Annotated in this window: 17 protein-coding genes; 10 read left to right on the plus strand and 7 right to left on the minus strand. The window is 70.7% G+C overall.

Annotated features, from left to right (window positions below; all coding sequences use genetic code 11):
* Nucleotides 1–9: 9 nt before the first annotated feature.
* Entirely contained in the window at nt 10–1,398 is a 1,389-nt protein-coding gene (locus AB0C16_RS12970; protein WP_357682015.1) for an NAD(P)H-quinone dehydrogenase, read from the plus strand.
* A gap of 190 nt (nt 1,399–1,588) precedes the next feature.
* Here the strand turns inward: AB0C16_RS12970 and AB0C16_RS12975 are convergent, their stop codons facing one another.
* The 3 genes from AB0C16_RS12975 to AB0C16_RS12985 form a co-directional block, all read right to left on the minus strand.
* Entirely contained in the window at nt 1,589–2,956 is a 1,368-nt protein-coding gene (locus AB0C16_RS12975) for a hypothetical protein (protein ID WP_357682017.1), read from the minus strand.
* A 123-nt stretch (nt 2,957–3,079) separates the two neighbouring features.
* Nucleotides 3,080–4,825: a biotin carboxylase N-terminal domain-containing protein gene (locus tag AB0C16_RS12980; protein WP_357682018.1), complete on the minus strand. Its 1,746-nt coding sequence runs from the start codon at nt 4,823–4,825 to the stop codon at nt 3,080–3,082.
* A 62-nt stretch (nt 4,826–4,887) separates the two neighbouring features.
* Entirely contained in the window at nt 4,888–5,607 is a 720-nt protein-coding gene (locus tag AB0C16_RS12985) for an SDR family oxidoreductase (RefSeq protein WP_357682020.1), read from the minus strand.
* 124 nt (nt 5,608–5,731) lie between these two features.
* On the opposite strand from AB0C16_RS12985, the gene AB0C16_RS12990 reads away from it, so the two are divergent.
* From AB0C16_RS12990 to AB0C16_RS13000, 3 genes are all read left to right on the plus strand, one after another.
* On the plus strand, nt 5,732–6,004 hold the full coding sequence (locus AB0C16_RS12990) for a WXG100 family type VII secretion target (RefSeq protein ID WP_357682022.1): 273 nt from the start codon (nt 5,732–5,734) through the stop codon (nt 6,002–6,004).
* 100 nt (nt 6,005–6,104) lie between these two features.
* Nucleotides 6,105–7,232, plus strand: coding sequence for a type VII secretion-associated serine protease mycosin (gene mycP, locus AB0C16_RS12995; RefSeq protein WP_357682024.1), 1,128 nt, complete (start codon nt 6,105–6,107; stop codon nt 7,230–7,232).
* Nucleotides 7,233–7,355: 123 nt separating this feature from the next.
* Nucleotides 7,356–9,482 carry a protein kinase gene (locus tag AB0C16_RS13000; RefSeq protein ID WP_357682026.1) on the plus strand — a complete coding sequence of 709 codons (2,127 nt, stop codon included), beginning with the start codon at nt 7,356–7,358 and terminating at the stop codon, nt 9,480–9,482.
* 107 nt (nt 9,483–9,589) lie between these two features.
* On the opposite strand, the gene AB0C16_RS13005 is transcribed toward AB0C16_RS13000, so the two are convergent.
* The 3 genes from AB0C16_RS13005 to eccCa are packed head-to-tail and all read right to left on the minus strand — an operon-like array spanning nt 9,590 to nt 15,115.
* A complete protein-coding gene (locus AB0C16_RS13005) occupies nt 9,590–10,738 on the minus strand; it encodes a transglycosylase SLT domain-containing protein (RefSeq protein ID WP_357682028.1) in 1,149 nt (382 codons plus the stop codon).
* Nucleotides 10,735–11,076 carry a hypothetical protein gene (locus AB0C16_RS13010; protein ID WP_357682030.1) on the minus strand — a complete coding sequence of 114 codons (342 nt, stop codon included), beginning with the start codon at nt 11,074–11,076 and terminating at the stop codon, nt 10,735–10,737. The genes AB0C16_RS13005 and AB0C16_RS13010 overlap by 4 nt, the downstream gene beginning before the upstream one ends.
* Nucleotides 11,077–11,125: 49 nt before the next feature.
* A complete protein-coding gene (gene eccCa, locus AB0C16_RS13015) occupies nt 11,126–15,115 on the minus strand; it encodes a type VII secretion protein EccCa (RefSeq protein WP_357682032.1) in 3,990 nt (1,329 codons plus the stop codon).
* Nucleotides 15,116–15,228: 113 nt separating this feature from the next.
* On the opposite strand from eccCa, the gene eccD reads away from it, so the two are divergent.
* From eccD to AB0C16_RS13045, 6 genes are all read left to right on the plus strand, one after another.
* Nucleotides 15,229–16,671 carry a type VII secretion integral membrane protein EccD gene (gene eccD / locus AB0C16_RS13020; protein ID WP_357682034.1) on the plus strand — a complete coding sequence of 481 codons (1,443 nt, stop codon included), beginning with the start codon at nt 15,229–15,231 and terminating at the stop codon, nt 16,669–16,671.
* 314 nt (nt 16,672–16,985) lie between these two features.
* Nucleotides 16,986–17,441, plus strand: a complete 456-nt coding sequence (locus AB0C16_RS13025) for a hypothetical protein (protein ID WP_357682036.1) — start codon at nt 16,986–16,988, stop codon at nt 17,439–17,441.
* A gap of 8 nt (nt 17,442–17,449) precedes the next feature.
* Nucleotides 17,450–18,304, plus strand: a complete 855-nt coding sequence (locus AB0C16_RS13030; RefSeq protein WP_357682038.1) for a hypothetical protein — start codon at nt 17,450–17,452, stop codon at nt 18,302–18,304.
* A complete protein-coding gene (locus AB0C16_RS13035; RefSeq protein WP_357682040.1) occupies nt 18,301–18,687 on the plus strand; it encodes a YbaB/EbfC family nucleoid-associated protein in 387 nt (128 codons plus the stop codon). Before AB0C16_RS13030 ends, AB0C16_RS13035 begins: the two co-directional genes overlap by 4 nt.
* Nucleotides 18,688–18,690: 3 nt before the next feature.
* Nucleotides 18,691–19,011 carry a YbaB/EbfC family nucleoid-associated protein gene (locus tag AB0C16_RS13040; RefSeq protein ID WP_357682042.1) on the plus strand — a complete coding sequence of 107 codons (321 nt, stop codon included), beginning with the start codon at nt 18,691–18,693 and terminating at the stop codon, nt 19,009–19,011.
* A 51-nt stretch (nt 19,012–19,062) separates the two neighbouring features.
* On the plus strand, nt 19,063–19,506 hold the full coding sequence (locus AB0C16_RS13045; protein ID WP_357682044.1) for a YbaB/EbfC family nucleoid-associated protein: 444 nt from the start codon (nt 19,063–19,065) through the stop codon (nt 19,504–19,506).
* Nucleotides 19,507–19,513: 7 nt separating this feature from the next.
* On the opposite strand, the gene AB0C16_RS13050 is transcribed toward AB0C16_RS13045, so the two are convergent.
* Entirely contained in the window at nt 19,514–20,188 is a 675-nt protein-coding gene (locus AB0C16_RS13050) for a hypothetical protein (RefSeq protein WP_357682046.1), read from the minus strand.
* Between the last annotated feature and the right edge of the window lie 2 nt (nt 20,189–20,190).

The following is a 20,190-nucleotide window of genomic DNA, read 5'->3' on the forward strand; positions in this document are numbered from 1 at the left end:
ATGGGACACGTGACAAGGATTGTGATCATCGGTGGCGGACCAGGCGGCTACGAGGCGGCGCTGGTGGCTGCGCAGTTGGGGGCGCAAGTCACGATGGTCGAGCAGGACGGCCCTGGCGGCGCGTGCGTGCTGACCGACTGCGTGCCGTCCAAGACGCTCATCGCGACCTCGGTCCGCAAGCAGGCGCTGCTCGACGCCTCTTCGCTGGGCGTCGCGTTCTCCGGCGGAGAGGATGGCGACGTCGGCGCGGCGACCGTCGACCTGCCGCTGGTCAACAAGCGGGTCAAGGAGCTGGCGCAGGCGCAGTCGGCCGACATCGCGACCAGGGTCGCCGCCGAGGGCGTCGAGATCGTCAACGCACGCGGCCGGCTGGTCGACCCGCAGGTGGTCAGGGCGGGTGACCGTACGATCAGGGCCGACGTGGTCCTCGTGGCCACCGGCGCCACGCCGCGCGTCCTGCCGGGCGCCGAGCCCGACGGCGACCGCATCCTCAACTGGCGCCAGCTCTACGACCTCGACGAGCTGCCCGAGCACCTGATCGTGATCGGCTCCGGCGTCACCGGCGCGGAGTTCGCCGGCGCCTACCGCTCGCTCGGGGCCGAGGTCACGCTCGTCTCCAGCCGCGACCGGATGATGCCCAACGAGGACGCCGACGGCGCGGAGGTGCTCGAAGAGGTCTACCGCCGCCGCGGCATGAACGTCATGGGCCGCTCGCGCGCCTCCTCCGTCAAGCGCACCGACGACGGCGTCGTGGTGACGCTCGAAGACGGCCGCACGGCCGAGGGCTCCCACGCGCTGATGACGGTCGGCATGGTGCCCAACACCGGGGGCATCGGGCTGGAGGAGGCCGGGGTGCAGCTCGACCGGCAGGGCTTCGTCAAGGTCGACAAGGTCTCGCGCACCTCCGCGCCCGGCGTCTACGCCGCGGGCGACTGCACCGGCGTGCTCATGCTCGCCTCGGTCGCCGCCATGCAGGGCCGCATCGCCGTCTGGCACGCCCTCGGCGAGGCCGTCCAGCCACTGCGGCTGGCCACGGTCGCCTCCAACATCTTCACCGACCCCGAGATCGCGGCGGTCGGCGTGGCGCAGCGGGCCATCGAGGCGGGCCAGATCGAGGCCAACGTGGTCAAGCTGCCGCTGGCGACCAACGCCCGCGCCAAGATGCAGGGCTTCAACGACGGCTTCGTCAAGCTCTTCTGCCGCCCCAACACCGGCATCGTGCTCGGCGGCGTGGTGGTGGCGCCGCGGGCGTCAGAGCTGATCCTGGCGGTCTCGGTCGCCGTCCAGCAGCGCCTGACCGTCGACCAACTCGCCCACACGTTCGCGGTCTACCCGTCGCTCTCCGGCTCCATCACCGAGGCCGCCCGCCGCCTCATGCAGCCCGAAGCGGCTATCTGAGCCTCTCCTTCCAGCACGCCCGTTGCGCGTACGACCCCGTCTCGTACGACCCGTCTCGAGTCCATGCCCAGTGACGTGAGGAGCACGGCGGAGACGATGCACGGCGAAGACGGCTTCCGGTGAAGGCGATTCCCGACAAGACAAAGGGCGCGCTCCCCGGAGGGAAACGCGCCCGATCGTCCAGCGGGGACTACCAGTCGCCGCCGCCGAAGTCTCCGCCGCCGAAGTCTCCGCCGCCGCCGAAGTCGCCCCAGCCGCCGCCACCACCGAAGTCTCCGCCGCCGCTGAAGTCTCCAGCGCCGCCGCCGTCGGAGTAACCGCCGCCGAAGCCGCCCATGCCCCAGCCGCCGCCGAGCATGCTGCCCATCATGGTGCCGATGAACATGCCGGTCATGACATCGCCGAAGCCGCCGTAGTAGCCGTAGGCGTAGGGCTGGTAGGCCGGGCCCGCGTCGTAGTAGGGCCGGCGCTGGCCATCGACCATGACCTCGCGCATCTGCGGGTCGAAGCCGCGCTCCACGGCCTCGGCGTCGGAGGCGCAGGCCGGCACGTCGCGCACCGCGCCACCGGGCGGAGCCCAGCGCACGTCACGCGCGGACGGGCCGTGCTGCGGGTTGAAGAAGCAGGGGGCGCGCCGCTCGGGCACCGGCTGGTTGTTGACCCTGGCCTTCACCACGGCCAGCGCGTAGCGGCCGTCCTCGAGCGTCTGGGTCACCTCGCGCACCTGGTCGGCCCGCTCCACCGTGGCGAGCTGCGCCTTGGCCTTCTCGTAGGAGTCGAGCGCCTGCTGCCACTCGCCGATGTGCTGCCCGCCCTGACCGGAGAGCACGACGTCGGTGTCGAGCTCGGTGATCTCCTCACCGAGCTTGGTGACGTCCTCCTCGACGGTCTGCTTGACCGCGGCCAGGTCCTTGGCGTCCTGGATGGCCTGCTTCTTCTTGCGGTTCTTGGAGTAGAGGAAGTAGCCGCCACCGCCGACCAGCGCGAGCACGCCCAGGCCGACCAGCACGCCGCTGCCGCCACCGCTGCCGCCCACCGGACCGGACTTGAGCGCGGAGTTGCTCTTGCCGTCGGCCATCAGGTTGACCCGCTCGACGAAGTCCTGCATGCCGCTCACGATGTCGTCATTGTTGCGGACGGCGAGCTTCGACAACTGGTCGGTCATCCCGGCGCGGCCGAAGTTGGAGCCGGCGAACAGCGAGTTGCCGTCGAGCACGGCCACGGTGATCTGGCCGCCACCCTTGGCCTTCGCGGTCAAGGTGCCCAGCTCGCCGACATAGGCCTTGGGATCGGTGACCGAGCCGTCGGGCAACGCGGCGACGTAGACGTCGCTCTTGGAATCCTTCAGAATCTCGCGAATCTTGTCCTGCTGATCCGAACTCAACGAGGAGCCGGACCCCACGTACAGGGGATCTTTCTGGTCCTTCCAATGGGCCAGCACAGACGCGGCGTCAGGGGGCGCGGCCGCGTGTGCGGCAGGCGACAACGCAAGGACGACGAGTAGACCGGCGATCAGAGCCGCGAGCGCGGCCCCAGTTCGGCGCAGCGAATGGGTCATTGGCAGCAAGCCTCCTTCGCCCATGAGGACGAACGGGCGGTTGGCAAAGTTCCTCACCCCGCACGTTACCCGTACCGGACGGGACGGGTGTGCGGCGACGGCGCGGATCTTCGTCTCCGCTCGTCAGACGTCCTTGATCTCGCAGATGGTGGCTCCGGACGTGACGGTCTGCCCGACGGCCGCGCTGAGCCCGGTGATCGTGCCCGACTTGTGGGCGGTCAGCGGCTGCTCCATCTTCATGGCCTCGAGCACCACCACCGTGTCGCCCTCGGCCACCGTGTCGCCGTCGCCGGCGACGACCTTGACGATCGTGCCCTGCATGGGGCTCACCAGGGCGTCGCCGCCCGCGGCCGCCTTCTTCGCGCCGCCCGCGCCGCGCTTGGGCTTCTTGTTCGCCGAAGGCGTAGCACCCGAGATGCCGAGGCCCGCCGGCAGGACCACCTCCAGGCGCTTGCCGCCGACCTCGACGGTCACCGTCTCACGCGGCGCGGGCTCGCCCGCCTCCACGTCGCCCGTGTAGGGCTCGATCGTGTTGTCGAACTCGGTCTCGATCCACCGGGTGTGGACGGCGAACGGCTCGGCGGAGAAGGCCGGGTCGGACACGATCGCGCGGTGGAACGGCAGCACGGTCGGCATGCCGGCGATCTCGAACTCGGCCAGCGCCCGGCGGCTGCGCTCGAGCGCCTCCTGCCGGGTGCGGCCGGTCACGATCAGTTTGGCCACCAGCGAGTCGAACGTCTGCGGCACGGTCATCCCGGCCTCGTAGCCGGAGTCGAGCCGGACGCCGGGCCCCGACGGCGCCCGCAGGACGGTCAGCGTGCCCGGCGCGGGCAGGAAGCCGCGGCCCGCGTCCTCGGCGTTGATCCGGAACTCGATCGAGTGGCCGCGCAGCTCCGGGTCGCCGTAGCCCAGCGGCTCGCCGTCGGCGATGCGGAACATCTCGCGCACCAGGTCGACGCCCGCGACCTCCTCGGTCACCGGGTGCTCGACCTGCAGCCGGGTGTTGACCTCGAGGAAGGAGATCGTGCCGTCCTGGCCGACAAGGAACTCGCAGGTGCCGGCGCCGACGTAGCCGGCCTCGCGCAGGATCGCCTTGGAGCTGGAGTAGAGGATCTCCAGCTGCTCCGCGCTCAGGAAGGGGGCGGGCGCCTCCTCGACCAGCTTCTGGTGGCGGCGCTGGAGCGAGCAGTCGCGGGTGCTGACCACGACCACGTTGCCCTCGTGGTCGGCCAGGCACTGGGTCTCCACGTGGCGCGGCCGGTCGAGGTAGCGCTCCACGAAGCACTCGCCGCGCCCGAAGGAGGTCACGGCCTCGCGCACGGCCGACTCGTAGAGCTCGGTCACCTCGCCGAGCGTGCGCGCGACCTTGATGCCGCGCCCGCCGCCGCCGTAGGCGGCCTTGATGGCGATCGGCAGCCCGTGCTCCTCGGCGAACGCCACCACCTCGTCGGCCCCGGAGACCGGGTCCTTGGTGCCGGCGACCAGCGGCGCGCCGACCTTCTGCGCGATGTGCCTGGCCCGCACCTTGTCGCCGAGCGCGGCGATGGCGGCGGGCGGCGGGCCGATCCAGACGAGGCCCGCGTCGATGACGGCCTGGGCGAAGCCGGCGTTCTCGGCGAGGAAGCCGTAGCCGGGGTGCACAGCGTCGGCGCCGGAGCGCCTGGCGATCTCCAGCAGCTTGGCGACGTCGAGGTAGGTCTCGGCGGGTGACTGACCGCCCAGCGCGTAGGACTCGTCGGCCACTCTCACGTGGAGCGAGTCGAGGTCTTGGTCGGCGTAGACCGCGACACTCCCGATCCCGGCGTCCTTACAGGCGCGGGCCACGCGGACCGCGATCTCACCACGGTTGGCGATCAGAACCTTCTGCACCGACGTCATCCTTCCTCGGCGGGCAACTCAAGGGAGTGTAAGTGCTGGCTGTCGGCTCGCTGTCAGCGACCCAGGTATGCGCCGCCGTTCACGTGCAGTACCTGCCCCGTCAGATGTCTCGCGCCCCGTGAGGCGAGGAAGATCACCGTGTCGGCCACGTCGGCCGGAGTGCCCGGGCGGCCGTTGCGGGTGTTCTCCACGCGGGCCCTGATGCCCTCGTCGGTCAGCCGGCCGCGGAAGAACTCCGTGTCGACCACCAGCCCGGGAGCGACCACGTTCGCGGTGGCTCCTTTGGGGCCGAGCTGGGCCGCGAGGTCGGCGGTCCAGGACTCGAGCGCCGCCTTGGCCGCGCCGTACGAGCCGGAGCCCGTGCCCCGGGCGGCGATCGAGCCGATCGAGACGACCCGGCCGCCCTTGCCGATCCGCGGCAGCAGGGCGGTGGTGACCAGCACGGCGGAGAGCAGGTTGGCGTTGAGGTTGGCCCACCAGCTCTCGGCCACCTCCATGAGGTCGCCCGGCTCCTGGCGGTCCAGGTTGGTGTTGCCGCCCGCGTTGTTGACGAGCACGTCCACCCGCTCGGGCAGGCTCGTCACGGCCTCCTGCACGGCGACGGGGCTGGCGGCGTTGAACGGCACGGCCGCGCAGCCGAGACGACCGGCCGCCTCCTTGAGCACGTGTTCGCGGCGGCCGGTGATCGTGACGTGGTCGCCGAGTGAGATGAACGCGTCCGCGATGGCGTAGCCGATTCCGGTGCCACCGCCGGTCACCACAACCTCGCGCATTGGTCGGATGCTCCTTAGATCCGAATAATCCTCTGGAAGACCATAGCCGCTCGGTATAACGCGGGCGATGGATTGGCGCCGCGCCTATGGTGAGGGCGCTATCACGACGATCCAGGAGGTATGCATGAGCCAGAGTCTGCTCGGTGGCGACCCCGGAGAAATGCAGTTGATGGCCACCCAGTTCACACAACAGTCCGAAGCGGTGCGCACCACGATGACGGCGCTCGACCGCGAGGCGGCGAAGGTAGGCACGGCCTGGACCGGTCCGGGAGCCGTGCGCTTCCAGGGCGCCTGGCAGAACTACCGGGCCGCCTTCCAGCGGATGACGGAGGAACTGCAGGAGGCCGCTCGGGTCATCAACACCTACCGGGGCAACATCGAGTCCGCGACACGCTGATCCCCGCGGAAGAGCCCCGGCGAGCCTGCCGGGGCTTTCTGTTCGCCCGAGCTGATCGCGAAACCGGGGCAATATATGCTTCTCGGTCATGATCCGACGGATGCTCCTGGCATGCGGGCTGGCCGTGGGGGTCGCCATCGTGCCGGTCGCCGCACACGCCGCACCCGTGCGATGCGATCCCGAGAAGGGCTCGATGCAGGTCGGGGAGTCCTGGGCGCAGCGCCGTCTCGACGCGCGCAGCGTGTGGAAGCTGACGCGGGGCGAGGGCGTCACGGTCGCGGTCATCGACAGCGGCGTGGACATCAGGCATCCCTCGCTGGCCGGGAGGATCGTCAGGCAGGTCGATCTCACGCAGACGGGGCATCGCGACTGCATGGGCCACGGCACGGCGACCGCCGGCATCATCGCGGGCCGCTATCTGCAGGGTGTCCCCTTCTACGGGGTCGCGCCGGCGGCCCGGCTGATCTCGTACAAGCAGACCAACGAGCAGAGCGGCGACGTCGGGAAGCTCGCGGAGGCGATCCGCAAGGCGGCCGCGGCCGGCGTGGACGTGATCAACGTCTCGGTGCAGGCCAGTGACCAGCCCGACCTGAAGTCGGCGGTCAACGACGCGCTGTCGCGCGACATCGTGATCGTGGCCGCGGCCGGGAACGTGGACAAGGACGGGGTCTCCACCCCCGCCTATCCGGCCGCCTACGAAGGGGTGCTGTCGGTCGGCGCCGCGAGCGAGGACGGCAGGCTGTCCGACTTCTCCAACACCGGCTCCAGGGTCGGCGTGGTGGCGCCGGGCGAGAAGATCACCAGCACCTGGACCGGCCAGGCCTTCCGCAACGACCTCAAGGGGACGAGCTTCGCGGCGCCGTACGTCGCGGGCGTCGCCGCGCTGGTGCGATCGAGGTATCCACGCCTGAACAGCGACCAGGTACGGCGGCGCATCGAGAAGACGGCCGACGGCGCGCTGGGCGACGGCACCGGGGCGGGCATGGTGAATCCCATGCTCGCGGTCACCGCGGTCCTCCCGTCCGAGCAGGTGGCGGTGGCCGCGCCGCTGCCACCCCCGCTGGCCGAGGGAGTGGTGACCAAGGCGCCACCGGTCGACCAGCGGGCGATCGACGTGGCGACGGTCCTGGGGGCGGGCGCGCTGGTCTGCGCGGGATTCATGGTCGTCGCCCGTGTGGTGGTGCCGATGGGCAGGCGGCGGCGCTGGCGGGCCGGTCGGCAGAACTGACGGTTTCCTTACGGCAAACGATCAATCTAATAACGATCGTTTTGGTGCGTAAACCTGTGATGTTGGTGTGTCAGATTTGGTTCAATGTGACGTGAAACATGATTTTTCATTGGAAGGGCGCTTATGGACTCCTTGCATCCGCGTGACCCTGAAGAGTTAGGCGGCTACACCCTTGTAGAGCGGATAGGCGAAGGTCCGCGGGGGGTCGTTTATCTCGGCCGTCAAGGTGAGGACGGCACCCCGGTCGCGATCAAGCTGCTGCCGGAGACACCGGACCACGCGGACGTCGCCCAGCGCCTCAAGTCCGCCAAGCGCGTGTCGAGCTCCTACGTCGCGCGGGTGCTCGACGCGGGCGTGTGGGAGGGGCGTCCCTACGTCGTCCGGGAGCACATCGAGGGCCGCAGCCTCGCCGAGCTCGTCGAGGCCGAGGGGCCGCTGACCGGCGACGCGCTCGAGCGGGTGGCCGTGGCCGTGCTGACCGCGCTGACCCCGATCCACCTGGCCGGGATGGCCCACTGCGGGCTCACCCCGCACAACGTGATCATCGGCGACGACGGCCCCCGGGTCACCGACGTCGAGATCGGCGAGCCGGTCGGCGAGATCGGATACCGCTCGCCGGAGCAACTGAACTCGGAGCCGTACGGGCCCTACGCGGACGTCTTCTCGTGGGCCGCGGTCGTGACGTTCGCCGCCACCGGCAACCCGCCCTTCGGGCACGACGCGCAGGCCGTCATGAACGCGCAGCCCGAGCTGGGCGCCATGGCCGAGCCGCTGCGCGGCGTCGTGCTGTCCGCCCTGTCCAAGCTGGTCGCGCAGCGGCCGACGACGTACGCGGCGCTGCTGGGCTTGATGGGTGACAAGAACGCCGCCGTGCCGGGCGCGGGACCCGCCGCGCCGGTGCCGCCGGTGCCGCCGGCGCAGCCCGTGGTGCCCCAGCAGGCGCCGCCTCCCGGCCAGGCGATCGTGCCGCCGAACAACGACGTGCCCCTGCAGGGCCTGCCGGTGCCGCCTCCCGCTCCTCTGGTGCCCCAGCAGGCGGCCGCCTCGGCGAACTGGGGACCGCCGCCGTCCGCGACGGAGCCCCAGCAGACCTGGTCGGAGCCCGGGCCCGTGCAGCCCGCCGCCAACGCGGCTCCGCGCAGGGCGTTCCCGATCGGGCTGGTCGCGGCCATGGCCGCGGTCGTCCTGGTCTCCGCGCTCGGGTTGTGGGGAGCGAGCCAGTACGCGCCGAAGCAGACGCTGCAGCCGGCGGCGGCCACCGGCGACCAGCAGCCGGCGCCCGGCTCGGTGACGAACGAGCAGGGCTCGGCGGACGCCCCCGTGGGCCCGGCGCAGCAACAGCAGCAGCAAAAGCAGCCGTCGGCGCAGCCGGAGGTGACGGTGCCCTGGGCCAAGACCCCCGAGCCGCAGGCCACCGGCGTGATGCCGTTCGAGATGCCCAGGGACGACCCGAGCACCATCGCCGTTCCGGAGCTGAGCACGGTCCCGTCGCCGCTTCCGACGCAGCCGATCGCGACGCAGGCGATCACGCAGCCGACGGTGACGGTCACGGCGACGGCACCGGACGACGAGCAGTCGGACCGGCGGGGGCGCAAGAAGTCGCACGAACCGAAGTCGAAGTCGACGCCGACTCAGACCATGGAACCGACGCCGGATCCGTCGGGCTCCCCGCAGCCTCAGGTTACGGTGACGGTCACGGTGACGCCGAGCGCCGAGGCGCCCACCCCGACGCCGCCCAACCAGGGGCGCAGGCCGACGGAGACGCCGACGACCTCGACCATGCCGACCACGCCGACCACGCCGGTGCCGAGCGCCTCGGCCACGCCGACCGCGACGGCCAAGCCGAGCACCTCGGCGCCCCAGCCGACCGTGTTCCCCACGCAGCCGACTCAGTCGGCCAAGCCGACCGCGACGCAGACGCACACCACGAACCCGTACTCCCCGACCCAGGTCTGCGGTGGCGGCTTCTTCGTCCAGCGGTCCAGCCAGTTCGCGGGCGGTGTCACGTACCAGCTGTTCAACGGCAGTACCGGCCAGAACTGCGTGGTGACGCTGAAGAACACGAACATCGGCAAGGCCAGCCCGGTCAGCGCCACTCTGGAGGTGCTGAACGGGCCGCGCCAGTCCGACGGCGGTAACTACGAGTTCTACGCCGGGCCGGTGAAGCTGCAGGCCAAGGGCAAGTGCGTGCGCTACTCGGGCAGCGCCGAGAGGTTCAGCACGACCTCCGACTGGGGCAACTGCGGTTAGACCTTCCTTCCGGGCCGGTCACGGCATGAGCGTGGCCGGCTCGGACGGATGACGACGGAAAAGGGCGGGTGCCGCGCGGGCGGTGCGCGCCCTTCGCCGTCGGCGGGTCAGTAGGGGCGGTAGCCGCCGCCGCTCTCCAGGGAGGCGATGCCCGGGTGGCGGCTCAGGTCGCCGTAGCGGCTGTAGGTGTAGAGCACGCCCGCGATGATGTTGTCGACCGGCTCGAGGATCCGCTTGTGGCCGGGCAGGCTGTGGGCGTCGAAGGTGGGCGGGATCGTCTGCATGAGGCCCTGCGACGGGACACCGTTCTGGGCGTTGATGTCCCACCGGTTGATCGCGCTGGGGTTGCCGCCCGACTCGTGGTAGATGACGGTCCAGATCCGTTCGATGTCCTTGGGGTCGTCCGGGTCGAGGTCGCTCACGTCGATGTCGCGTCGCCGCAGGATCGCGGCCATCTCCGGCGACTTGATGATGGTGAGGGCCTGCTTGATCCACTCGACCACCTCGGCCTTCGGGCGGGGCGTGTTGCCGCCCGACGAGCTGCCGGAGTAGCCGTAGTCGCCGCCGGACCCGCCTGAGCCGCCTGAGCCGCCCGTGTCACCGCCGGCGAGGCCGGTCCGCCGCTGCTCGTCGGGGGGCACCGCGATCCATTCGACCCGGTCGCCGGAGCCGGGGACGAACGGCTGACCGCCCGCGAGGGGGATGTCGGAGAAGAGGGTCTTCTCCTCGCCGAAGCGCTTGCTGATGTTCTTCAGCGAGGTGGACGCCACGCTCGTGGCCGTGTCCACATAGCTCTGCGCGGAGGCGGCGGCTGTGCTGACTTTTCCGGAAATAGCGGTGTTCAGCTGCTCCTGGGTCGTGTCGGGATCCTGCGCGTACGTCGTACGCAGGCTGTTGACGTCCTTCAGCAGCCCCTCGCCGATCTCGTGGACGCCGTTGCGGGCCTTGGTCAGCGCGTCGGCCACCTCGTTCAGGGAGCCGGCGCAGGACACCAGGGCGTCGTTCATGCCCTGCCCGGCCTTGCCGTAGCCGGCCATGTAGGTGACGAAGGCGTTCGCCGACGCTCCCTTCCACCGGTCGTCCACCCTGCGGACCGCGCCCGCCAGGACGTTCATATTGCCCACGATGTCGTAGCCGGCGGTGTTCCAGCGCGCGGCGATGCGCCTGATCTCGACGGGGTCGCCGGCCACCTTGTCCATGACGGCCGTGAACTTGTGGCCGTCGTGGAGGGCGGCGATCTGGTCACGCAGGCTCACGACGGATCCCGCACGGTGGAGGCGTCGTCGGCCGTGCGGATGTTACGGCGGACCAGGTCGAGGGCGCGCTCGACGCCGTCGAGGTGGTTCTTGGCGGCGCCGAGCTCGTCGGCCACCTGGTGCTCGATCGTGTCCACGGCCGAGGCCAGCCCGGCGGAGTCGGCGAGATCGCCGAAGATCGTGGACTCGGGCTTCGCCGCCGGGAACGCGCCGCCGAACGTCGCGGGCGTCTTGTCCGCCGGTTTGCCGTCCTTGAGCTTGACCAGGTCGATGCCTCGATCGTGCACCGAGTCCTGCAACAGCTCGAGTGCCTTCCGGCTCAGATCGACGCCTGCCACCGAGTGCCCCTTTCTCGTGGGTCGGATAGTTGGCGACCGGTGCGCGGCCTCAGCCCGGCTCCGAAGGCGGCAGGAAGGCGGTCTGGGTCAGGCGGGGGCCGAAGCGCCTCTCGACGAAGTAGCCCCGTCCGGGCGGGAGCGGGTGCGGCCGCACGTTTCCGAACAGGTAGCCCTCGTCCTTGTTGCCGGACAGGATGACCGCGGGGCTGGCCAGGTCCTTGATCTTGGTGATGATCGGGTCGAACATGGCCCGCCCGACGCCGCCCATCTGGCGGCCCAGGACCAGGTGCAGGCCGATGTCGCGGGCCTGGGGCAGCAGGTCGGTCAGGGGCAGCAGCGGGTTGGTCGCGCCGGCGACCAGATCGTAGTCGTCGACCACGATGTAGAGGTCGGAGCCCTGCCACCAACTGCGGCTGCGGAGCTGCTCGGGTGTCAGGTCGGCGGGTGGCAGCCGCTTGAGCAGCGCCGCGCGGGCGTTGTTGATCAGCTCGGTCGCGGCCGAGCTGGAGGCGGCGTAGCCGATGCGGTGCTCGGTGACCGCGGTGTCGAGCAGCGCCCGGCGGTAGTCGATGACGATCATCATCGCCTCGCGCGGTGTCTGCCTGGCGACCACGCCCTCCGCGATGAGCCGGAGCAGGTTGGACTTGCCGCTCTCGGTGTCGCCGACCACGATGAAGTGGGGGTCGGCGTCGAAGTCGAGCATCACCGGCGAGAGCGTGGCCTCGTCGATGCCGATCGGGATGCGCTTGGGGCCCGTCTGCTCGGGATCGGGCAGCGTCTCGGCGGGCAGCACCGCGGGCAGCAGCCGCACACCGGGCGCGGCGGGGCCCTGCCAGGCGTCGCGCACCGCCTGCACCAGCGAGCGCACCCCCACCGACGCGTCCTCGGCGTTCTGCACGCCGTCGATCCTCGGCAGCGCCGACAGGAAGTGCATGCCCTCCTTGGTCAGGCCGCGTCCGGGCACCCCCTCCGGCACGGCCATCGCGGCCTTGCGGTTGATCTCGGACTCGTAGGCGTCGCCCAGCTTGAACTCGACGCGGGTGCCGAACAGGTCACGGATGCCGGGCCGGAACTCCGACCACTTGTTGGTGGCCGCCACCACGTGGATGCCGTAGCCCAGGCCACGCGCCGCGAGGTCGGTGATCACGGTCTCCAGCGCTTCGTAGTCCTGCCTGATGGTCAGCCAGCCGTCGATGACCAGGAAGATGTCGCCCCAGCCGTCGCCCTCGATGGCGCCGTCGGCCACCTGCCGCCGGTAGGAGGAGATCGAGTCGATCCGCTGCTCACCGAAGGCCCGCTCGCGTTCGTGCAGGATGCTGGAGATCTCCGCGACGGTACGGCGGACGCGGTCGGCGTCCCGCCGGGTCGCGACGCCACCGACGTGGGGCAGCCCGTCGAGCGCGGCGAGGGAGCCGCCACCGAAGTCCAGGCAGTAGAACTGCACCTCCTGCGGCGTGTGGGTGAGCGCCATGCTGGTGATCAGCGTGCGCAGCACGGTGCTCTTGCCGCTCTGCGTGCCGCCCGCCACGGCGACGTGCCCGGCCGCGCCCGACAGATCCAGCCAGAACGGGTCACGCCGCTGCTCGAACGGCCGGTCGATGATCCCCACCACCGCGTGCAGCCCGCCGCGCCCCGGCCAGCCCGGGGTCGACAGCCCCAGCTCCGGCGTGATCGACAGCGGCGGCAGCAGGTGGGTGAGAGTGGGCGGGTCGCTCAGCGGCGGCAGCCAGATCCGGTGGGCCGCGGGACCCGCTCCGTTCAGCCGCTTCACGACGATGTCGAGCAGGCTGATCTGCGGGCCGCTCTTGTCTCCGCCCGCCGTGATCTCCGCCTTCGGCTCGTTCACCACCGGGACGGGCGCGAAGGCCGGGGTGTATTCGACCACCCTGCGGATCGCCGTGCTGCCGTCGGCGGCCCCGGCCTGCCGGGGATCCCCCTGGTAGGCGCCGGAGACGTAGGCGGCCTTGAACCTCGTCATGCCGGTGGTGTCGAACTTCAGGAAGCCGTTGCCGGGCGAGGACGGCAGCTCGTAGGCGTCGGCCACGCCGAGCACCACGCGCGACTCCATGGCCGAGAAGGTGCGCAGGCCGATCCGGTAGGACAGGTGGGTGTCCAGGCCGCGCAGCCGTCCCTCTTCGAGGCGCTGGGAGGCCAGCAGGAGGTGGACGCCGAGCGAGCGGCCCAGCCGGCCGATCATCACGAACAGCTCGATGAACTCCGGCTTGGCCGTCAGCAGCTCGCTGAACTCGTCCAGCACCACGAACAGGGTGGGCAGCGGCGCCAGGTCGGCCCCCTGCTCCCGGGCGCGCTCGTAGTCGCGCAGCGAGGCGTAGTTGCCGGCGGAGCGGAGCAGCTCCTGCCGGCGCACCATCTCGCCGTGCAGGGCGTCGTGCATGCGGTCGACCAGCGGCAGCTCGTCCTCGAGGTTGGTGATGACGGCGGAGACGTGCGACAGGGTCTCCAGGCCGAGGAACGTGGCGCCACCCTTGAAGTCGACCAAGACGAAGTTGAGGATCTCGGAGGAGTGGGTGATGGCCAGGCCGAGCACCAGCGTGCGCAGCAGCTCGCTCTTGCCGGATCCGGTGGCGCCGATGACCAGGCCGTGCGGGCCCATGCCGCCCTGCGCCGACTCCTTGATGTCCAGCTCGACGATCCGGCCGTCGGCGCCGAGCCCGATCGGCACCCGCAGTTTGTTGCGGGCGGCCCTGGCCCGCCAGGTCTGTCCCGGATCGAGCAGGGTCGGGTCGGTCACCCCGAGCAACTCGGTCAGCGTGGTGTTGGAGGCCAGCACGTCCTGCACCTCGCCGCCCGCCGCGCCGCTCGACAGGCGCAGCGGTGCGAGCTGCCTGGCCAGCCCTTCGGCGCGGAGGTAGTCGAGTTTGTCCGGGTCGCCCAGCCGGGTGGCGCTCTGCTTGCCCGCGTGGTCGATCTTGACCATGAAGAAGCCGTCGGGCTGGATGTCGAGCCGCAGCGTGCTCTGCTCGTCGACGACGCCGGTGCTGTCGGACAGGTCGATGACGGTCACGCCCTGGATGGCGTCAGACGCGAGCTGCGAGTCGTGCGGCACGTGCCCGCCGTCGATGATCACGATGTGGTACGGCAGGGCGTCCGCGGGCGAGCCGGGCCGGAAGCGGGCCCGCTCCTTGAGGTCGTTGCCGACCAGGCGGTCGAGCTCGGCCAGGTTCTCGGACATGAGCCGCACCTGACCGGCGGCGTCCACCTGCTCGGGGTGCAGGGCGTGCGGCAGCCACTTGACCCAGTCCCAGTGGGGCATCCACTCGCCGGCGGCGCACACCATGATCCGCATGTCGTCGGGGGAGTGGAAGACGGTCATCTGCGCGATCATCGCCCGGACGAGGTCGCGCATGGCGCCGGGGTCGCCGCTCAGCTTGATGCGGGCGAAGGAGCCGAGCGCCACGGCCACGGGCAGCTCGGCGACCGTGGAGTGGGCCCGTACGAACCTGCGCAGCGCCCCGGCCGACAGCGCGTCGAGGTCCTCGACCGGCTTGGAGTCGGGCGGCACGAGCTGGATGGCCAGCTTCTGCACGCCGGTGCCGAGGCGTACGGTGCTGAAATCGTCGTCGCGCGGGCGGCGCTCCCACAGCCGCTGGCTCATCGCGACCCACCACAGGGAGTCGGGAGCCGGCCCGCTCCACTCCAGGGCCTCACGCTGCTGCTTGGCCGCCCGGCGTGAGCGCCTCCTGGCCTGGGAGAGGTAGCGGAAGTAGTCGCGGCGCAGGCCGTTGAGCCGGTGCTTGCGCTCGCCGGCCTGGCGGCCCATCTGGCCGATCGTCATGCCGACCATGGAGAAGGCGAACAGCCCGCTGGCCACGTACATGAGCGGGTTGCCGTTGCCGCCCGAGGTGAACATCAGCGCCATGGCCGCGCCGCCCGCCACCATCGGCAGGTAGGTCAACACCATCATCATCCCCTGGCCCTGGACCTCGGGGATCTCCGGGGGTGACTCGAGCAGGATCTCGCCGCGGGGCGGCTTGGGACTGGGCCGGCGCTCGGGGCGCCGCACGATGACGATGCTCACCCTGGGACTGCCTCCTGTGGGGGTCAGATGACTTTCTTACCAGAAGCACGCGATCACCTGTCGCCCGATATGTTCGTCATGTCGTGTGAAATACGGGGAAAAGGAGTACAGGTGTGAGGCAGCTGGCTCAAGGCCACCACGGCCCCATACCGCAGGGCGCTCTGCCTCAGGCGGCCGCGCCGCTTCCGCCGCTGTGCCACGTGACGATCGTGGCGCCCCGCAAGCGGGCCGACCTGGCGCTGCCGGTCGACATCCCGCTGCCGCACGTCCTGCCGGGCCTGCTGCGGGCCGTGGGCGAGGTCGGGGGCGACTCCGCCGCGGGTCCCGGCTGGGTGCTCCAGCGGCTCGGCGGCGCGCCGTTCGACCTCGGGCAGAGCCTGGCCGCGCTCGGCGTGCTCGACGGTGAAGTGCTCTACCTCCGGCCGCGCGAGCTCGCCCTGCCGCCGGCCCTGTACGACGACGTCGCGGACCTGGTCGCCACGGGCGTCAAGGAACGGGCGGGCACCTGGGAGGAGCGGCACACGCGCCGGCTCGGCCTGGGCGCCGCCGCGGCCCTGCTCTGCGTCGGCCCCCTGGTCCTGCTGCTGGCGGGACCGCCGTGGACGGTGACCGCCATCGTGTCGGGCGCCCTGGCCCTACTGCTGATCATCACCGGGGCCGTCATGTCCAGGGCCGTGGGCGACTCCTCGGCGGGTGTCCCGGCGGGCTACGCGGCCCTGCCGTACGGCTTCCTCGGCGGGCTGCTCGCGCCCACGAGCGCCGTGAACGTGCTCGACCCGGGCGCGCCCAGCCTGCTGGCCGCGCTGGCCTGCACGGCGCTGGTGGCCACGTTCGCGGGCACGCTGATCGCCGACGGGGTGGTGGGTTTCCTCGGCACCGCCATCGCCTCCGTCGCGGGCGCGGCGGGCACGGCCGTCGTGATGGTCTTCGGCCTGCCCGCCGCCGGGGTCGCCGCGGTCACCGCCACCATCATGCTGGCGCTCAGCCCCCTGATCCCGACCCTCGCCTTCCGCATCGCCCGCCTGCCACTGCCCGCGATGCCCACGACCGCGGAGGAGCTGCGCAACGAAAACCAGCTGCTGGACGCCCCCGCGATCAAGGAACGCACCGTCCAGGCCAGGAAGTACGGCACCGGCATGATCGTCGGGATCTCGCTGGTCGCCACGGTGACGCAGCTCTTCCTGGTGCTCGACGGTCACTGGCTTTCCCGGACCATGAGCGTGGTCCTGGCGCTGACGGTCATCCTGCGGGCCCGCGTGTTCGCCGGGGTCGGGCAGCGGCTGTGGCTCGTCCTGTCCGGCATGGCCGGGCTGGCGATGCTGGCGGTCTCGCTGGGCGTCGGCCGCGGCGGCGTCATGGCCGCCGTGCTGGTGATCGGGCTGCTGTGGGCGGCGCTGATCTCGATGGGACTCGGCGTCTGGCTGCCGTCGGGCAAGCCCTCGCCGTTCTGGGGGCGCGCGGGTGACATCGTGGACCTGATACTGATCGCCGCACTGTTCCCCCTCGCGCTCGGCGTGCTCGAGGTCTACTCCTGGGTACGCGGCCTGTCCGGCTGAGCCGCCACCGGGCCTGGCCGAGTCGGGGCACGGGCACGAGTGGGGCGGGGCAGGAGTCACGCGCACGGCCGAGTCGCGGACGCCGGCCTGTCGATCGACGGCACACCGGCGCCCGCCGCGGATGGCGTGAGGTCGAGCACCCGGTGACGCGCGCGTGAAGTCGTGTTGAAGATTCCCGCTTCACCTGCGGAAACACGGAAAGGATCATGGTCGTGGGCGGAGATCGACGGTAGAAAGATCGGGTGTCGCACCCCGAACCCACGGCGAGCCCGTCTCCCTCCGAGTCTCCGAACCCGTCGACCACGACATCCTCCGTGCGGGCGATGGTCAGCCCGTGCCCGCACACCCCCGGGTGCCCGCCGCCCGTATGTCTCGCACCGGGCCTGCGACCCCAGGGGACCACCTGGTCGACCGCCAGGCCGGTCCACCGCCCGGTCGACCCCGACCACCCGGGCGGCCCCGCCACGGGCGGCTACGACGTCCATACGGGCTACGTGAAGAGCTTCGCCGGCGTCATGGGCGCCTCGGCCGACGGCGTCGAGGTCGTCGAGCGGCAGACCCCTCGTTTCGAAGGCTGGAACCTGGTCCCCCTGGCCGGCATCCCCATCGTCGGCGTGCCGTTCGCCGGCCGCTTCAACACCATCGCCGACACCTGGCGCGACAGCGCCGGCATCCTCGCCGACATGCTCAGGACCGACAGCGGCAAGGTGTCCAGAGCGGCGGACAACTACCACGCGGCCGAAACGGCCGGCGCCGTCCAGACGGCGTGACGACCGCGATGACGACCCCCTCGAACCAGCCGCCGAAACTGATCGTGCCCGGCCAGGACTCGCCGCCGTCCGGTCCTCGGCAACTCCACCTCGCCAACGCGAACGGCACCGTCAAGCGGACCATCACGGTCTCGCCTTCGCGCACCGACCCCGGCTTCTACAAGCGGCTGATCAGCCGGCTGAACCCGCTGCGCCAGACCAACAGGACCGCGATGGCGATGTCGGGGATCGGCGTCGCCGCGCTGGCGCTGGACGTGGCGGCCACGCTCAACCTGGGCAACCCGTTCCTGTTCTACGACCGCCGCGAACGCTGGAAGGAGATGGCCGGCCTGCTGGAGGGAAGCAGGTCCGACCTGTGGCGCTCGTTCTTCGACGAGATCTCGCCGCACTGGAAGGGCCAGGCGGTCGACACGCTTCAGCGGTACGTCCGCTTCAACGTGGACGTCTTGTACGGCCGGCTCGGCAAGGTCTCCGATGAGATGAGCGGCAGCATGCACAGCCAGTACAAGGAGGTTCTCGAGTACGACCTGTCGGTGTTCGGCCTGTACGCCACCTCGGCGCCGGTCCTCAGGACGCTGACGACCATGAGCGCCCATCCTGTCGGCAGGGTCGCCCTGATGACGCAGGTCGGCCTGTTCATGAGCGCGGTCGGAAACCTCGTCAAGCAGTTCGCCGACGTCTACAACTCCTACGAGGGCGACCTCAACAAGCTGGAGCTGAAGCTCAACGACCTCAAGGGCGCGTTCTACAAGTCCGGCAACCCGGACATGGGCCCGCGTGACCTCGGGCTCTCTCCGGCGATCGAGGCGCCGGACCGGATCGACGACAACTGGATCCCGGTAAATGTGAGGGAGAAGAGATGAAGGAGGTCGCCGCCTTCGGAGCGGGCGGGGACGGAGATCTCTCCGGCCTGCTGCGTGAGGCGGAGTCCTGGCTCGACTCGCTGGCCGGCGTGCTGGGCGAGCTGGAGGAGGCCAGGCTGGAGGGCGCCGACTCGACGGGGACCGTGCGGGCCGAGGTGTCCGGCGCCGGGCGGCTGCTCGGGCTCACCATCGACCCCCGGAGGCTGCGCGACCTCGACCACGTCGAGCTGGCCGAGGCGGTTCGGGAGGCGATCGTCGCCGCCCATGTCGCGATGGGCGAAAGGCTGGTGGAGATGGCGGACGGCCTGGCGAGTCCGGCGGCGCCGACGTCCGGAGGCGACCCGCTGGATTCGTACGTCCAGAACGTGCTGCGAGGGGATTGAGCGGTGGAGGAGATCAGCGACGCGCAGGCCAGGCTGGACGAACTGCTCGCCGCCGCCGAGCGGGCCGAGAAACTGGTGGAGGAGTGGAGCACCAGGGAGTTCACCGGCCACGCCGACGACGGCCGGATCGTGGCCACCGCCGACCCGCTGGGCGCCCTGGTGGGCCTGGAGATCAGCCCGTTGAGCAGAAGGCGGCTGGACGCCACGGGCCTCGCCGACGCGATCCTGGCCGCCATCAGAGCCGCGGAGAAGGCCGCGTCCGCCGCGAAGGACGAGCTGATGAACGATCTGAACCCGTCCTTATCCCGGAGATTGCGCATGTGATCCACAAGCGCTACTTTGCTGGGCGTTTATCCCGCGAGGATGGAGTAGCCGGTGCAGGAATTCGGGGATTTCGCGAACATCGATATCGAAAAACTCATCAAGACCGCCGATGGGCAGTTCGCCCGCGTCGAAGAGCTACAGAAGACCGTCGCGACCCTGGTCGGCCGCGCGCAGGACGAGGACGGCCTGGTCACGGTCGAGTTCGCCGCGGAGGGGTTGCGGGAGCTCGAGCTCCACCCCAAGGCGATGCGCCTGAGCTCCGGCGAGCTCGCCGAGAAGATCAAAGAGACCATTCGGATGGCCTCCGATGATCTGCAGAGGCAGATGAGCGATGCGATGGGGGAGGTCTTCGGCGAAGAGGACAACCCCATGCGGTTCGTCAACGACCCCGAGGCCGCGCTGAGCCAGGTCAGGAGCGCCGAGGCGGCCTACAACCGGACCTTCGAGGACGTGATGGGCGAGCTCGACCGCATCCGTCGCCGGCTCGACCTCTGAGCCGTGCCTACATGTCAGGGGCCCACTTCAGGCTCACCTGCGTGAAGTTCGGCATCTCCTCCTCAGGCTTGTTGACCTGGTTTTGCAGGGTCCGCAGCTGCAGCAGGTGCCAGCCGGCGCCCATGACCAGCGTGCCGCCCGCCATCCCGTAGACGACGCCCTGCTTCTTCAACACCTCGCTCACCGCGGTGAGCACCCTCGCCGCCACGCCCTGCGCCGCGAGCTGGCCGCTCATCAGCCCCCCGGGGCCAGCGGTGGCCGCCGCGGAGGCGGCGTATGCGGCCATGAGCATGACCCCGGCCGCCGTCACGCAGAAGTAGGCGCAGACCTGCGACGCCGTGGACGAGTGCCGCATGGTCTGCCCGGCGCTGTGGACGATGTCCTTCGCCTTGGTGACCTGCTCCATGAAGGCGGCCACGCTCTTGTCGAACGCGTCCCTGTCGGCGGCGTCCCATTCCTTCGGCGAGCCGGAATTCTTGGTGTTGCCCAGCTCGGTGTGAGCCGCCGCCAACTGCTGGGCGGCGGTCTCGTAGTTCGTGGCGAGCTTCGCCATCGCGCCGGGACTGTTGGCCAGCAGGCCGATGGTGACGGGGATGGACCAGGACGCGACCCCCGGCACCAGGGTGGCCGCGAAGCCGCTGAGGGCGACAGCGGACGCGTACATCAGGAAGCCGCTATCCATGG

Source organism: Nonomuraea sp. NPDC048916, from assembly GCF_040649575.1.
GTDB lineage: Bacteria > Actinomycetota > Actinomycetes > Streptosporangiales > Streptosporangiaceae > Nonomuraea.